General features: G+C 74.1%; 17 protein-coding genes. 7 read left to right on the top strand and 10 right to left on the bottom strand.

Annotated features, from left to right (window positions below; translation table 11 throughout):
- Nucleotides 1-22 precede the first annotated feature (22 nt).
- Nucleotides 23-733 carry a GntR family transcriptional regulator gene (locus FB458_RS02515; RefSeq protein WP_170185552.1) on the bottom strand — a complete coding sequence of 237 codons (711 nt, stop codon included), beginning with the start codon at nt 731-733 and terminating at the stop codon, nt 23-25.
- Nucleotides 734-779: 46 nt separating this feature from the next.
- Here FB458_RS02515 and FB458_RS02520 point away from each other — a divergent pair, with 46 nt between their 5' ends.
- The 6 genes from FB458_RS02520 (at nt 780) to FB458_RS02545 (ending at nt 5670) form a co-directional block, all read left to right on the top strand.
- On the top strand, nt 780-1556 hold the full coding sequence (locus FB458_RS02520; protein ID WP_141846493.1) for a LamB/YcsF family protein: 777 nt from the start codon (nt 780-782) through the stop codon (nt 1554-1556).
- Nucleotides 1553-2200, top strand: a complete 648-nt coding sequence (locus FB458_RS02525; RefSeq protein WP_141846495.1) for a 5-oxoprolinase subunit B family protein — start codon at nt 1553-1555, stop codon at nt 2198-2200. Before FB458_RS02520 ends, FB458_RS02525 begins: the two co-directional genes overlap by 4 nt.
- Nucleotides 2197-3081 (top strand): 5-oxoprolinase subunit C family protein, encoded by an 885-nt coding sequence (locus FB458_RS02530; protein WP_141846497.1) that lies wholly within the window; start codon nt 2197-2199, stop codon nt 3079-3081. The genes FB458_RS02525 and FB458_RS02530 overlap by 4 nt, the downstream gene beginning before the upstream one ends.
- 93 nt (nt 3082-3174) lie before the next feature.
- Nucleotides 3175-4896, top strand: coding sequence for an APC family permease (locus FB458_RS02535; RefSeq protein ID WP_141846499.1), 1722 nt, complete (start codon nt 3175-3177; stop codon nt 4894-4896).
- A 175-nt stretch (nt 4897-5071) separates the two neighbouring features.
- Nucleotides 5072-5419: a hypothetical protein gene (locus FB458_RS02540; RefSeq protein WP_141846501.1), complete on the top strand. Its 348-nt coding sequence runs from the start codon at nt 5072-5074 to the stop codon at nt 5417-5419.
- Nucleotides 5416-5670 (top strand): hypothetical protein, encoded by a 255-nt coding sequence (locus FB458_RS02545; protein WP_141846503.1) that lies wholly within the window; start codon nt 5416-5418, stop codon nt 5668-5670. Before FB458_RS02540 ends, FB458_RS02545 begins: the two co-directional genes overlap by 4 nt.
- A 4-nt stretch (nt 5671-5674) precedes the next feature.
- Here FB458_RS02545 and FB458_RS02550 read toward each other — a convergent pair whose 3' ends face one another.
- The 3 genes from FB458_RS02550 to FB458_RS02560 all read right to left on the bottom strand — a co-directional run bounded on the left by FB458_RS02550 (nt 5675) and on the right by FB458_RS02560 (nt 8797).
- Nucleotides 5675-7357, bottom strand: coding sequence for an ABC-F family ATP-binding cassette domain-containing protein (locus FB458_RS02550; protein WP_141846505.1), 1683 nt, complete (start codon nt 7355-7357; stop codon nt 5675-5677).
- 70 nt (nt 7358-7427) lie between these two features.
- On the bottom strand, nt 7428-8258 hold the full coding sequence (gene truA, locus FB458_RS02555) for a tRNA pseudouridine(38-40) synthase TruA (protein WP_141850281.1): 831 nt from the start codon (nt 8256-8258) through the stop codon (nt 7428-7430).
- 17 nt (nt 8259-8275) lie between these two features.
- Nucleotides 8276-8797: a mycothiol transferase gene (locus FB458_RS02560; RefSeq protein WP_141846507.1), complete on the bottom strand. Its 522-nt coding sequence runs from the start codon at nt 8795-8797 to the stop codon at nt 8276-8278.
- Nucleotides 8798-8822: 25 nt separating this feature from the next.
- Between FB458_RS02560 and FB458_RS02565 the strand changes: the two genes are divergently transcribed.
- The gene (locus tag FB458_RS02565; protein ID WP_211355906.1) at nt 8823-9122 is read left to right on the top strand and encodes a DUF2087 domain-containing protein; all 300 of its coding nucleotides are present in this window, start codon (nt 8823-8825) and stop codon (nt 9120-9122) included.
- Nucleotides 9123-9179: 57 nt separating this feature from the next.
- On the opposite strand, the gene rplQ is transcribed toward FB458_RS02565, so the two are convergent.
- The 6 genes from rplQ to rpmJ form a co-directional block, all read right to left on the bottom strand.
- A complete protein-coding gene (gene rplQ, locus FB458_RS02570) occupies nt 9180-9878 on the bottom strand; it encodes a 50S ribosomal protein L17, sunset domain variant (protein ID WP_141846511.1) in 699 nt (232 codons plus the stop codon).
- A 50-nt stretch (nt 9879-9928) separates the two neighbouring features.
- Nucleotides 9929-10966, bottom strand: a complete 1038-nt coding sequence (locus FB458_RS02575; protein WP_141846513.1) for a DNA-directed RNA polymerase subunit alpha — start codon at nt 10964-10966, stop codon at nt 9929-9931.
- 127 nt (nt 10967-11093) lie between these two features.
- Nucleotides 11094-11702, bottom strand: coding sequence for a 30S ribosomal protein S4 (gene rpsD, locus FB458_RS02580; RefSeq protein ID WP_141846515.1), 609 nt, complete (start codon nt 11700-11702; stop codon nt 11094-11096).
- A gap of 28 nt (nt 11703-11730) precedes the next feature.
- Entirely contained in the window at nt 11731-12138 is a 408-nt protein-coding gene (gene rpsK / locus FB458_RS02585; RefSeq protein WP_141846517.1) for a 30S ribosomal protein S11, read from the bottom strand.
- Entirely contained in the window at nt 12138-12515 is a 378-nt protein-coding gene (rpsM, locus tag FB458_RS02590; RefSeq protein ID WP_141846519.1) for a 30S ribosomal protein S13, read from the bottom strand. Before rpsM ends, rpsK begins: the two co-directional genes overlap by 1 nt.
- Before the next feature lie 239 nt (nt 12516-12754).
- Nucleotides 12755-12868, bottom strand: coding sequence for a 50S ribosomal protein L36 (gene rpmJ, locus FB458_RS02595; RefSeq protein ID WP_006592630.1), 114 nt, complete (start codon nt 12866-12868; stop codon nt 12755-12757).
- Between the last annotated feature and the right edge of the window lie 25 nt (nt 12869-12893).

Genomic DNA, 12893 nt, shown 5'->3' on the forward strand with positions numbered 1-12893 from the left:
CAACCCTGACAAGAGGTCGGGGTCAGGAGTCGCTCGCGTGCAGTCCGACGAGGTGCCGCTCGGCGCGCAGCAGGTACTCCTCGAGGACCACGGCGGCCCGGACCAGCTCGCCCGCCGCGACGAGCGCCGCGATCCGGGCGTTGTCCTCCAGGTAGGGCTCGTGGACGGCGCGCGCCCCGGCCACGTCGACGAAGAGCAGCCGCATCTCGGTGAGCAGCCCGCGCAGCGTGCGGTCGACGACGTCGTTGCCGGCGAGCCGGGCGAGGGCCAGGTGGAAGCGACCGTTCGCGGTGCCGACCGCCTCCCACTCGCCCGTCGCCCGGGCCTCCTCCCCCGCCGCCACCGCGCCACCGACGTCGGCCAGGACCGGCACCCACTCGGCGTGCAGTCGTTGCGCCCGCACGGGATCCGCGGCCACCTCCGCCGCCCGGACGGCCGCCTCGCGCAGCGCACCGCACTCGAGCAGCCGCCTCGTGGCGTAGACGTCGCGCGCCTCGCGCGCCCCGAGCCGGCGCACGAAGACCCCCCGGTGCGGACGGTGCTCGAGCAGGTGCTCGTGGGCCAGGACGCGGAAGGCCTCGCGCAGCGTGTTGCGGCTGACCCCCAGCTCGCGCCCGAGCCGGGTCTCGTCGAGGCGGTCGCCGGGGCGGCGCAGCCCGTCGAGGACGGACTGGCGCAGCCGGTCGACCACGGCGTCGAGGGCGGGAGGGCCCCCGGGGGGCGGCGTCGGCACGGGCGACATCTTGACAGGCGCGATCTTGTTGAACAATCCTCCCGGGATGACGTCACCCGGCGCGCTCATCGACCTCAACGCCGACCTCGGGGAGTCCTTCGGCCGCTGGCGGCTCGGGGACGACGACGCGCTGCTCGAGGTGGTGACGAGCGCGAACGTCGCCTGCGGCTTCCACGCGGGCGACCCCGCGACCCTCGTCGCGACCTGCCGCGCCGCCGCGCGGCGGGGCGTGGCCGTCGGGGCCCAGGTCGGCTACCGCGACCTGGCCGGCTTCGGCCGCCGGTTCGTCGACGTCTCCCCCGACGACCTCTTCGCCGACGTGCTCTACCAGCTCGGCGCGCTGGACGGGATCGCCCGCTCCTGCGGCACGGCCGTCACCTACGTCAAGCCGCACGGGGCCCTCTACAACACCGTCGTCCACCACGAGGAGCAGGCCGCCGCCGTCGTCGCCGCGGTGGCCGCCCACCCCGGCCGCCTCCCGCTCCTCGGCCTGCCCGGCTCGGTGCTGCTGGAGCGGGCCGCCGGGGCCGGGCTGCGCGCGGTCCCCGAGGCCTTCGCCGACCGCGGCTACACCGCCGAGGGCACGCTCGTCCCCCGCTCGCTCCCCGGCGCCCTCGTCGAGGACCCGCGGCAGGTCGCCGACCGGGTCGTGCGCCTCGTCACCGAGGGGGTCGTGCGCTCCGTCGACGGCGTCGACGTCCCGGTGGGGGCCGCGTCGGTGTGCCTGCACGGCGACACCCCCGGCGCGGCCGCGAGCGCCCGGGCGGTGCGGGCCGCCCTGGAGGCGGCCGGGGTGACCCTGCGCGCCTTCGCGCGCCCGTGACCGGCGACGTCGTCGCCCTGCGCCGGTGCGGCGAGGACGCCGTGCTCGTCGAGCTCGCCGACGGCCGCGCCCGGCGCCGCTGGGAGGCCGCGGTCCGCGCGGCGGCGCTGCCCGGGCTCGCCGAGGTCGTGCCGGGGGCGGTGACCGTGCTCGTCCGGGCGGACCGGCCGGCGGCCCTGTCGGCGCTCGTCGACGCCGTACGGCGCCTGCGCCCCACCGACGCCCCCGAGCCGCCGGCCGCCGACGTGCTCACCGTCCCGGTCCGGTACGACGGCCCCGACCTCGCGGACGTGGCGCGCGTCCTCCGCGGTGACGTCGCGGACGTGGTCCGGCGCCACACCGGGCAGGAGTGGGAGGTCGAGTTCTGCGGGTTCGCCCCGGGCTTCGGCTACCTCGTGCCCGTCGACGGCGCGCGCGCCCGGGTCTGGACGAGCGACCCCGTCCCCCGCCGGCCGACCCCGCGCACCCGCGTCCCCGCCGGCGCCGTCGCGCTGGCCGGGCCGTGGTCGGCCGTCTACCCGGGCGCCTCGGCCGGCGGGTGGCAGCTGGTCGGCACCACGGACCTCGCCGTCTGGGACCCCGACCGCGACCCGCCCGCGCTGCTCGTGCCCGGGCGCCGGGTCCGCTTCGAGGCCGTCCGGTGAGCGGCGCCCTCGAGGTGCTCGCCGTCGGGCCGCAGGTCCTCGTCCAGGACCGGGGCCGTCCGGGCCACGCCGCGATCGGCGTCCCGGTGGGCGGCGCCGCCGACCGGCGGTCCGCCGCGCTGGCCGGGCGCCTGGTCGGCGACGACGCGGGCCGCCCCCTCCTCGAGGTCCTCCTCGGGGGGCTCGCCGTGCGGGCGCGCGGCGCGCAGGTGGTCGCCGTCACGGGGGCGCCGGGGCCGGTGACGGTCGACGGGCACCCCGCCGCGTTCGCCGCCCCGGTCCGGCTCGCCGACGGGCAGGTCCTCGCCCTCGGCGCGCCCGTCGCCGGGCTGCGCAGCTACCTCGCCGTCGCCGGCGGCCTCGACGTCGCCCCCGTCCTCGGCAGCGCCGGCACCTCACCCGTCCCCCGGCTCGGGCCGCCCCCGGTCGCGGCGGGGGACGTCCTCGCGGTCCGCGGGCCCCGCAGCACGCCGCCGTACGGCGACCCGTCCGTCGCCGCCGCGGGTGGCTGGACCCCGCCACCGGGCGGGGTGACGACGGTGACCGCGATCGTCGGGCCACGGCACGACTGGTTCGCGCCCGGCGCCCTCCCGCTGCTCGGTCGCACCCGGTGGGTGGCCGGCGACGGCGACCGGGTGGGCGTGCGGCTCGACGGGCCGGAGCTCCCCCGGGCACGCACCGACGAGCTGCTCAGCGAGCCGATGGTCCCGGGGTCGGTCCAGGTGCCGCCGGACGGGCGGCCGATCGTCATGGGCCGGGACCACCCGACGACCGGCGGCTACCCCGTCGTGGCCGTCCTCACCGGGTCCTCGGTGGACCGGATGTCGCAGGTCAGACCGGGCGAGACCGTCCGAATCCTTCTCCACGAGGCATGTTTCTGACGGATTTCGTGCCGTGAGTCTCCCCACGCAAGGGATTGCGGGTCTACGCTCCACCCACCGGCCGAGCCCCCGACCTCGGCAGGAGGAGGAGACATGACCGCCACCGCCCCCGTGGCCACCGCCGGCGAGAGCCGGGCGAGCAAGGGCCTCAAGGTCGGCGCCCTCGGCCTGCTCGGCTCGATCGTCGTGGGCGTCGCCTCCACGGCGCCCGCCTACAGCCTGGCCGCCAGCCTCGGCTTCGTCGTGACGACGGCCAACGGTGACGGCATCGTCGGCGTCAAGGCGCCGCTGATCATGGTGCTGGCCTTCGTGCCGATGTACTTCATCGCCGTGGCCTACGCCGAGCTGAACAAGGCCGAGCCCGACTGCGGGACCACCTTCACCTGGGCGGCCCGGGCGTTCGGCACCCGGGTGGGCTGGATGGGCGGCTGGGGCATCATCATCGCCGACGTCATCGTCATGGCGAACCTCGCGGCGATCGCGGGCTCCTACTCCTTCACCCTCGTCGGGCTCGACTCGCTCGCCGCGGACACGACGTGGTCGACGGTGGCCGGCGTCGTGTGGATCGTCATCATGACGTGGATCTGCTGGCGCGGCATCGAGGTCTCGGCCCGGCTGCAGTACGTGCTGCTCGGTCTCGAGGTCGTCACCCTCATCGCCTTCGCCGGCTTCGCCCTCGTCAAGGTCTACGCCGGCGGCGCGCCGTCGGGGCTGCGCCCATCGCTGGACTGGCTCTCCCCCGCCGGCCTGACCGGCAGCGCCTTCGTCACCGCGATCCTCATCGCCGTCTTCATCTACTGGGGCTGGGACTCCGCCGTCGCGGTCAACGAGGAGTCGGACGACCCGGCCCGGACCCCGGGGCGCGCCGCGATCATCTCCACGGTGCTGCTGCTCCTGACCTACGCCCTGGTCTCGGTCGCGACGATCGCCTTCGCCGGCGTCGGTGACTCCGGGATCGGCCTCGGCAACGCCGACAACGCCGACGACGTGTTCGCGGCGATGGGGCACGACGTCTTCGGCGGCGGCGCGGTGGGCTGGATCATGGTCCACCTGCTCGCGATCTGCGTGCTCACCTCCTCGGCCGCCAGCACCCAGACGACGATCCTGCCGACCGCGCGGACCGCCCTGTCGATGGCCGCGTTCAAGGCGCTGCCCGAGCGCTTCGCCCGGATCCACCCGCGCTACCTCACCCCGACCGACTCGACGCTGTGGATGGGCGCGGTCTCGATCGCCTTCTACGTGGGGCTGACCCTCGTCAGCGACAAGGTCCTCGGTGACACCATCGCCGCGGTCGGGCTGATGATCGCCTTCTACTACGGCCTGACCGGCTTCGCCTGCGCGTGGTTCTACCGCCGCACGATGTGGTCGAGCCCGCGCGACATCGTCATGCAGGGCGTCTTCCCGCTCCTCGGCGGCCTGCTCCTGCTCGGCGCCTTCGTCGTCGCCTCCGTGCAGTACGCCGCCCCCGACTACGGGTCGACCACGTTCTTCGGCATCGGTGGCGTCTTCGTCATCGGCATCGGCTCGCTGCTGCTCGGCGTGGTGCTCATGGTGGTGTGGAACGCTCTCCAGCCCGACTACTTCCGAGGCGTGACCCTGCCCCGGCGCAAGGACGGCGACCTCGTCCTCGTCGGCGGTGGCGGCCGCCCCGTCGGCACCCGGCTGCCGGACACGGTGGAGCGCACGGTCATCGCGCCGGACCTGTCCAACCTCCCGCCCGGCGCGACCGCGATCGACCCGGTCACCGGCGTCGAGTACCACCGCGACGGCCCCCCTCCCCGCGGGCACGACGGCTCCCGCGACGACGAGCGCTGAGGGGCACTGATCGGCGCGCCGGCGACCCGTGGGGGGTCGCCGGCGCGCTCGTGACACCGGGATGACAGTGCTGTCCGATTAGTGGCTTTCAAGCAGGAGGTCCGGGACCATCGAGGGGCGTCGTCCTCCCCCTCGTCCCGACGTCGCTCCCCTCCCCACCCCACCGGAGCCCTCCGTGCGCCGTCCCCCGCGCCCCCGCCCCCTCGTCGCCCTCGTCGCCCTCGTCGCCCTGGCCGCGCTCGTCGCGCTCGACGTCCCCGCCGCCCGGGCCACCACCTCCACCACCTCGGCACCCCCGGCGCAGCGCGAGACGCGCACGCTCGTCACGAGCGACTGCGCCGCCGCGGCGACCGGCGGCACCGGCACGACGACGACGACCACGCAGGTGCGCCGCCGCCGCTGGGTCCTCGACGCGACCGGTCAGTGGGTGCCCGCCCCGAGCTGGTCCCCGTGGCGGATCACCACGACGACGACCCGGGCGGCGAGACCGCGGAGTGCCCGCCCCCGGCCCCGCCCCCGGTGACCGTCGCGGTCTCCTGGTACGTCCAGGAAGGGGCCTGCCCGGGCGGGACCCCCGGCCCCGCGATCCTGTACGGCGTCTCGCAGGCCGGCCTGCACTGGTGGGTGGACGGCGTCGACGTGCTGGACGGGCTGGGCACGGTGGACGTCGTCCTGCCCCGCGGCCGGCACCTCGTCGAGGTGACCGCCGACCCGGGCATCGTCCTCGTCGGCCCGACGTCGGCCACCTACGACGTGGGCGACCCCTGCGCCTGACCGCTCACCGGCGTCGGACGACCCGCGTCTCGTCCCAGACCGGCTCCGGGGTCTCGACGACCCGGCCGTCGGAGCGGAAGACGAGGAAGCGGTCGAACCCGCGGGCGAACCACCGGTCGTGGGTGACCGCGACGACGGTGCCGTCGAAGGCCTCCAGGCCCTCCTCGAGCGCCTCGGCCGAGTCGAGGTCGAGGTTGTCGGTCGGCTCGTCGAGGAGCAGCAGGGTCGCCCCGGACAGCTCGAGCAGGAGGATCTGGAAGCGCGCCTGCTGACCGCCGGAGAGCTGGTCGAAGTGCTGCTCCCCGGCGCGGGCCAGCTCGTAGCGGTCCAGCGCCCGGGCCGCCTCCTCGCGCGGCTTGCCGTCGCGGTGCTCGTCGCCGCGGTGCAGCACCTCGAGCAGGGTCCGCCCGAGCAGCGTCGGGTGGGCGTGGGTCTGGGCGAACCAGCCCGGCCGCACGCGCGACCCGAGCCGCACGACGCCGGTGTGCGCGACCGGGTCCGGGCGCACGTCGCCGACGGGCCGGTGCTCGCGGTCCGGGTCGCTGCCGCCGGCGGCGAGAAGCCGCAGGAAGTGCGACTTGCCGGAGCCGTTCGAGCCGAGCACGGCCACCCGCTCGCCGTACCAGACCTCGAGGTCGAAGGGCTGCATGAGGCCGGTCAGCTCGAGCCCCTGCGCGACGACTGCGCGCTTGGCCGTCCGACCGCCGCGCAGCCGCATCGTGACGTTCTGCTGGCGGGGCAGCTCCTCCGGCGGCCCGGCCTCGACGAACTTGGCGAGCCGGGTCTGCGCGGCCTGGTAGCGCGAGGCCATCCCGTCGTTGAAGGCCGACTTCGTCTTGTACATCAGGACGAGGGCCTTGAGCTTGGCGTACTCCTCGTCCCACCGCTTGCGCAGCTCCTCGAGCCGGGCCATCCGGTCCACCCGCGCCTGGTGGTAGGTCGAGAAGGGGCCGGGGTGCACCCACAGCCGCGAGCCCGCCGCCCCCGGCTCGAGGGTGGCGACGCGGGTCGCGACCCGGCCGAGCAGCTCGCGGTCGTGGCTGATGAAGAGCACCGTCTTGGGCGAGGCGACGAGCTGCTCCTCGAGCCACTGCTTGCCGGGGACGTCGAGGTAGTTGTCCGGCTCGTCGAGCAGCAGCACCTCCTCCGGCCCCCGCAGCAGGGCCTCGAGGACCAGCCGCTTCTGCTCGCCGCCCGACAGGGTGGTGACACCGCGCCACTGCGCCTTCTCCCACGGCACGCCGAGCGCGGCGACGGTGCAGGTGTCCCACAGCGTCTCGGCCTCGTAACCGCCGGCGTCGCCCCAGTCGGCGAGCGCCTGGGCGTAGGCCATCTGGACCGCCTCGGTCTCCTGCTCCATCATCAGCAGCTCGGTGCGGTCGACCTCGGCGGCCGCGCGGCGGATCTTGTCCGGGGCGACGGTGAGCAGCAGGTCGCGCACGGTGGACTCGTCGCGCACCTGCCCGACGAACTGACGCATGACGCCGAGACCGCCGCTGCGGGTGACCGCGCCCTCGTGGGGCACCAGGTCGCCGGAGACGATCCGGGTCAGCGTCGTCTTGCCGGCGCCGTTCGGTCCCACGAGCGCGACGCGCGCGCCCTCGCCGACGCGCAGCGAGACGTCGTCGAGCAGAGGAGTGCCGTCCGGCAGGGCGTAGCCGATCCCGGCCAGGTCCACGTGTCCCACGACCGGTCAGTCTCACAGACGACGGGGCGCCCCGCCCACGGCATTTCGTCGGTGGTCGGCCGGGTCGCCCTCACAGCGTCCGTACGGCGCGCGCCTCCCGCGCCCGGGCGGCCAGGTCACCGTCGGGCGGGTAGACGACCTCCTCGAGGCTGAGGCCGTGCGGCGGCATGACGACGACCCCGGTGTCCCGCACGCGGGCGCCGAGCACCCGGGCGGGCCAGCCGGTGGGTCTGCGCCCCTCCCCCACGGGCACGACGGCCCCGACGAGGGCGCGCACCATGGAGTGGCAGAACGCGTCGGCCACGACGGTGCCGACGAGGACGCCGTCGTCGTCGCGGGCCCAGCCGTAGGTCAGCAGGGTGCGCACGGTCGTCGCGCCCTCACGGCGCCGGCAGAAGGCCGCGAAGTCGTGCAGCCCGAGCAGCGCCCGCGCCGCCTCGTCCATCGCGGCGACGTCGAGCGCTCGGCGGTGCCGCACCGTGTCCAGCCGGCGCAGCGGGTCGTGGAGCGAGTCGGGGTCGGCGAGCCGGTAGGCGTACCGGCGCGACGTCGCCGAGAAGCGGGCGTCGAAGCCCTCCGGGGCCGGTGCCGTCCGGCGGACGACGACGTCGGGCGGCAGCACCCCGGCGAGCCGGGTCACCGCGGCGTCCTGCGGTGCGCGGTCCGAGCGCCCCGGCAGCGCCGCCCAGGCCTCGGCGTCGACGTCGGCGTGGGCGACCTGCCCACGGGCGTGCACGCCGGCGTCCGTGCGCCCGGCGACGGTGAGCCGCACCGGGTCCGGGGCGCGCAGGACCGTCGTGAGGGCCTCGCCGAGGACCCCCTCGACGGTGCGCAGACCCGGCTGCGCCGCCCACCCGGCGAACCCGGTGCCGTCGTACGCAAGGTCGAGCCGGACCCGCAGGGTGGGGTCGCCGGCCGTCACCGCCGGTCGAGCAGCCCGCGCACGTAGGCGGCCTGGCCGACGTGCTGCGTGACGTCGCCGAGGACGCTGGCGACCCGGACGAGGACGGTGACCGGCGGGTCCCAGTCCTCGTCGACGACGCGCTCCCAGTCGTCACGGCCGAGCGCGCGCAGGAACGCCTCGGTGCGCTCGTGGACGGCGCGGTGGTAGTCCAGCAGCAGGTCGGCACCCACGCGGACGCGGGCGACCTCGTCGGCCGACATCCCGTAGCCGACCGCGTCACCGACCCCGAGGTCGAAGCGCTCGGCGAAGCCGTCGTGCCAGGCCTGTCCGGCGTGGTCCTCCATCCCCAGCGCCTGCGCGGAGCCCGCGACGTGGTCGTCCTGGACCCGGCTGAGGTGCCACACCAACCAGCCGACGGGGTTGGCCTCGGCGTCCGGGCGCCAGGCGAGCGCGTCCTCGTCGAGGCCCTCGACGGCGGAGCGCACGAGCTCCGGCACCCGGCCGAAGGTCTCGAGGAACACGGTGGTGGCGTCCATGTCCTCCACCGTATCGTCGCCGTCCGTGGACCGCCCCCGCCTCGAGCACGCCCAGCAGGACCGGGACCGGGTACTCGCCGCGTTCCTCGCCCCCGACGGGTCCCTGCGCGACATCCCCACGCGGATCGGCAAGCGGCTGGTCGTCCTCGACCACCTCGCCCAGCGCTTCGCCATCGGCCGCACCTACGAGGAGAGCACCGTCAACGCGGTGCTGCGAGCGTTCCACCCCGACGTCGCGGCGCTGCGCCGCTACCTCGTCGAGGAGGGCTTCCTCGAGCGCCGCGACGGGCGCTACTGGCGCGCCGGCGGCACCGTCGAGCTCTAGACGCGGCGACGCCCCGCCCGGTGACCCGGGCGGGGCGTCGTCGTCGTGCGGAGCGTGTCAGCCCTCGCTGCCGGCCTTGGTGAAGCCGGCCTTCTCGGCGGACTCGGCCGTGTCGAAGTAGACCTCGGCCACGGTCTGGGCGAACCACTGACCGTCGGGCTCGTGGTACTTCATCGAGTCCTTGTTGCCCTTGACGGGGTAGCCCTCGGGGGCGGAGCCGTCCTCGAGCGGGGCGGCCGAGCCCTCGCCGTACTCGGTCGCCTCGGCGTCCTGCGGGGCGCCCGGCGCCTCGGCGGCGGCCTCGTCGACCTGCGCCTCGGTGACGGGGGCGTCCTGCGTGGTGGCCGCGCGACGGGTGGCCGCCTCGGCCTCCTTCACGGCCGCCTGCTTGGCCGACAGCGGCTCGCGGACGAGCTCGATGACGGCCATGGGGGCGTTGTCACCCTTGCGGGGACCCACCTTGGTGATGCGGGTGTAGCCACCGGGGCGCTGCTCCATGTCGGGAGCGATCTCGGTGAAGAGGCGGTGGACGACACCCTTGTCCCGCACGACGGTCAGCACGCGACGACGCGAGTGCAGGTCGCCGCGCTTGGCGAAGGTGATGAGCCGCTCGGCCAGCGGGCGCAGCCGCTTCGCCTTGGCCTCGGTGGTCGTGATCTGGTCGTGCTCGAACAGCGCGGTGGCGAGGTTCGCCAGCATGAGCCGCTCGTGCGCGGGACCGCCACCGAGACGGGGGCCCTTGGTGGGCGTGGGCATGGGTTACTCCTGTTACCGAAGGTCTGGGGACGAGGTCGGGGGAAGGCGCGTCAGAGCTGCTCGTCCTCGGCGAAGGCGCGGCCGTCGTCCGAGGCGTCGTAGTCGTCGTCGTCGCCGTAGCCGTCGACGATGGCGCTGGGGTCGAACCCGGGCGGGCTGTCCTTGAGGGCCAGACCCATGCCGACGAGCTTGGCCTTGACCTCGTCGATCGACTTCGCACCGAAGTTGCGGATGTCGAGCAGGTCGGCCTCGCTGCGGCCGACCAGCTCGCCGACCGTGTGGATGCCCTCGCGCTTGAGGCAGTTGTAGGACCGGACCGTGAGGTCGAGGTCCTCGATGGGCAGCGCGAGGTCGGCGGCCAGGGCGGCGTCCGTCGGCGACGGGCCCATGTCGATGCCCTCGGCCTCGACGTTGAGCTCGCGGACGAGGCCGAAGAGCTCCACCAGCGTCTTGCCGGCCGAGGCCATGGCGTCGCGCGGGAGGATCGAGTTCTTGGTCTCGACGTCGACGACGAGCTTGTCGAAGTCGGTGCGCTGCTCGACGCGGGTGGCCTCGACGGCGTACTTGACCATGAGCACCGGGCTGTAGATCGAGTCGACCGGGATGCGGCCGATCTCGGCGTCGCCCGACTTGTTCTGCGCGGCCGAGACGTAGCCGCGACCGCGCTCGACGGTCAGCTCCATCTCGATCTTGCCCTTGCCGTTGAGCGTCGCGATGTGCAGGTCGGGGTTGTGCACCTCGACACCGGCCGGGGGCTGGATGTCGGCGGCGGTGACGTCGCCGGGGCCCTGCTTGCGCAGGTACATCACGACCGGCTCGTCGTGCTCGGAGGAGACGACGAGGGTCTTGAGGTTGAGGATGACCTCGGTGACGTCCTCCTTGCAGCCCGGGATGGTCTGGAACTCGTGGAGGACACCGTCGATGCGGATCGAGGTGACGGCCGCGCCCGGGATGCTCGAGAGCAGGGTGCGGCGCAGGGTGTTGCCGAGCGTGTAGCCGAAGCCGGGCTCGAGCGGCTCGATCGTGAAACGGCTGCGGTTCTCGCTGACCGTCTCCTCGGAGAGCACGGGACGCTGTGCGATGAGCACTGTTCTTCTTCCTTCCCACGGCGACCGCCATATGACGCCGTGTGCGACACCGCCCCCGCTCGGTCCGGGGGGCGGCGGGTGACCACCGCGCGCCGTGCGCCCCGGGGGGCGCACGGCACGTCGGGGGTCAGTTCTTCGAGTAGTACTCGATGATGAGCTGCTCGGTGAGGACCGTGTCGATCTGGGCCCGGGTCGGCAGCTGGTGGATGAGGATCTGCAGCGTGCCCTCGACGACCTGCATCCAGGCCGGGATCGGGCGCTCGCCGTACGTCTGGCGGGCCAGCTCGAACGGGAAGGTGCTGCGGCTCTGCTCGCGCACGGTGACGATGTCGAACTGCTCCACGCGGTACGACGGGACGTCGACGCGGTGGCCGTTGACCTCGAAGTGGCCGTGCGTGACGAGCTGGCGGGCCGCCCGGCGGGTGCGGGCGAGGCCGGCGCGGTACACGACGTTGTCGAGGCGCGACTCGAGGATGGTCAGCAGGTTGTCGCCCGACTTGCCGGGGCGGTTGGCCGCCTCCTTGTAGTAGCGGACGAACTGCTTCTCCATGACGCCGTAGGTGAAGCGGGCCTTCTGCTTCTCCTGCAGCTGGGTCAGGTACTCCTTCTCCTGGATCCGGCGGCGGCCGTGCTGGCCGGGCGGGAAGGGACGGAGGTCGAAGTTCTTGTCGCCGCCGACGAGGTCGACCTTGAGCCGTCGGGACTTCTTGGTGATGGGGCCGGTGTAGCGGGCCATGGCTTAGTCCTTGTCTCCGGGTCGGGCGTCAGACGCGACGGCGCTTGGGCGGGCGGACGCCGTTGTGCGGCGAGGGCGTGACGTCGCTGATCGCGCCGACCTCGAGGCCGGTCGCGGTGAGCGAGCGGATCGCGGTCTCGCGACCGGAGCCGGGGCCCTTGACGAAGACGTCGACCTTGCGCATGCCGTGCTCCATGGCGCGGCGGGCGGCGGCCTCGGCGGCCATCTGCGCCGCGAACGGCGTCGACTTGCGCGAGCCCTTAAAGCCGACCTGGCCGGCGGAGGCCCACGAGATCACGGCCCCGGTCGGGTCGGTGATCGAGATGATCGTGTTGTTGAACGTGCTCTTGATGTGGGCGTGCCCGTGAGCGACGTTCTTCTTCTCCTTGCGGCGGACCTTCTTGGCCCCGGCCGCAGCACGCTTCTGCGGAGGCATTACTTACCAACCTTCTTCTTGCCGGCGACGGTGCGCTTCGGACCCTTGCGGGTGCGCGCGTTGGTCTTGGTCCGCTGACCGCGCACGGGCAGGCCACGGCGGTGCCGCAGGCCCTCGTACGAACCGATCTCGACCTTGCGACGGATGTCGGCGGCGACCTCGCGCCGCAGGTCACCCTCGATGCGGAAGTTGCCCTCGATGAAGTCGCGCAGCGCGACGAGGTCGCGCTCCTCGAGGTCCTTCACGCGCGTGTCCGGGTTGACGCCGGTGGCCGCGAGCGCCTGCTGCGACCGGGTACGACCCACTCCGAAGATGTAGGTCAGGGCGACCTCGACGCGCTTGTCGCGCGGGAGGTCGACACCAACGAGACGTGCCATGGTGGAGCTTCTCCTGTCGGGATCCGGAGGTCTGGGGCAAGCACCGGTCCGGCCGACGCCGCACCCTGTCGGGCTGCGGGTCCGGCCCCGCTCTCGGGGCCTGTCCGGTCCCCGGCCTCCGGGCCGGGGGTGACGTCCTGGGCCGGCGTTGCCGGTCCGCAGGGGTCGGGTGCTGCGCTATCTGGTGGTGCTGCGCGTGTCGGGAGTCCGGCGACGCGTGCGTGGTGCGGTGCTTCTGGTCAGCCCTGGCGCTGCTTGTGGCGCAGGTTCTCGCAGATCACCATGACCCGGCCGTTGCGGCGGATCACCTTGCACTTGTCGCAGATCTTCTTGACGCTGGGCTGGACCTTCATCTGCCTGCTTCTCGTCGATTCTGCG

Source organism: Lapillicoccus jejuensis, from assembly GCF_006715055.1.
Classification (GTDB): Bacteria; Actinomycetota; Actinomycetes; order Actinomycetales; family Dermatophilaceae; genus Lapillicoccus; species Lapillicoccus jejuensis.